At 55.8% G+C, this 1543-nt stretch carries 1 rRNA gene; it reads right to left on the bottom strand.

Features of this window, described 5'->3' with window-relative positions:
• Positions 1-14 precede the first annotated feature (14 nt).
• Positions 15-1536: ribosomal RNA gene (locus RWH44_RS16070) — 16S ribosomal RNA — on the bottom strand.
• Between the last annotated feature and the right edge of the window lie 7 nt (positions 1537-1543).

Below are 1543 nucleotides of genomic sequence, written 5' to 3'. Positions count from 1 at the left end.
CAGATGCTCCTTAGAAAGGAGGTGATCCAGCCGCACCTTCCGGTACGGCTACCTTGTTACGACTTAGTCCTAATTACCGATCCCACCTTCGACGGCTCCCTCCACAAGGGTTGGGCCACCGGCTTCAGGTGTTACCGACTTTCATGACTTGACGGGCGGTGTGTACAAGACCCGGGAACGTATTCACCGCAGCGTTGCTGATCTGCGATTACTAGCGACTCCGACTTCATGAGGTCGAGTTGCAGACCTCAATCCGAACTGGGACCGGCTTTTTGGGATTCGCTCCACCTCACGGTATTGCAGCCCTTTGTACCGGCCATTGTAGCATGCGTGAAGCCCAAGACATAAGGGGCATGATGATTTGACGTCATCCCCACCTTCCTCCGAGTTGACCCCGGCAGTATCCCATGAGTTCCCACCATTACGTGCTGGCAACATAGAACGAGGGTTGCGCTCGTTGCGGGACTTAACCCAACATCTCACGACACGAGCTGACGACAACCATGCACCACCTGTTCACCAGTGTCCAAAGAGTTGACCATTTCTGGCCCGTTCTGGTGTATGTCAAGCCTTGGTAAGGTTCTTCGCGTTGCATCGAATTAATCCGCATGCTCCGCCGCTTGTGCGGGTCCCCGTCAATTCCTTTGAGTTTTAGCCTTGCGGCCGTACTCCCCAGGCGGGGAACTTAATGCGTTAGCTGCGTCACGGAAACCGTGGAATGGTCCCCACAACTAGTTCCCAACGTTTACGGGGTGGACTACCAGGGTATCTAAGCCTGTTTGCTCCCCACCCTTTCGCTCCTCAGCGTCAGTTACGGCCCAGAGATCTGCCTTCGCCATCGGTGTTCCTCCTGATATCTGCGCATTCCACCGCTACACCAGGAATTCCAATCTCCCCTACCGCACTCTAGTCTGCCCGTACCCACTGCAGGCCCGAGGTTGAGCCTCGGGATTTCACAGCAGACGCGACAAACCGCCTACGAGCTCTTTACGCCCAATAATTCCGGATAACGCTTGCGCCCTACGTATTACCGCGGCTGCTGGCACGTAGTTAGCCGGCGCTTTTTCTGCAGGTACCGTCACTTTCGCTTCTTCCCTGCTAAAAGAGGTTTACAACCCGAAGGCCGTCATCCCTCACGCGGCGTTGCTGCATCAGGCTTTCGCCCATTGTGCAATATTCCCCACTGCTGCCTCCCGTAGGAGTCTGGGCCGTGTCTCAGTCCCAGTGTGGCCGGTCACCCTCTCAGGCCGGCTACCCGTCGACGCCTTGGTGAGCCATTACCTCACCAACAAGCTGATAGGCCGCGAGCCCATCCCAGACCAAAAAATCTTTCCAACCCCCACCATGCGATGAGAGCTCATATCCAGTATTAGACGCCGTTTCCAGCGCTTATCCCAGAGTCCAGGGCAGGTTGCTCACGTGTTACTCACCCGTTCGCCACTGATCCACCAAGCAAGCTTGGCTTCACCGTTCGACTTGCATGTGTTAAGCACGCCGCCAGCGTTCATCCTGAGCCAGGATCAAACTCTCCGTAAAAAAGAAA

The sequence above is a fragment of the Microbacterium phycohabitans genome, from assembly GCF_032464935.1.
In the GTDB taxonomy this organism is placed as follows: domain Bacteria; phylum Actinomycetota; class Actinomycetes; order Actinomycetales; family Microbacteriaceae; genus Microbacterium; species Microbacterium phycohabitans.
The sequence above is the reverse complement of the archived record's forward strand: the minus strand, read 5'-3'. Positions and strand labels throughout refer to the sequence as shown.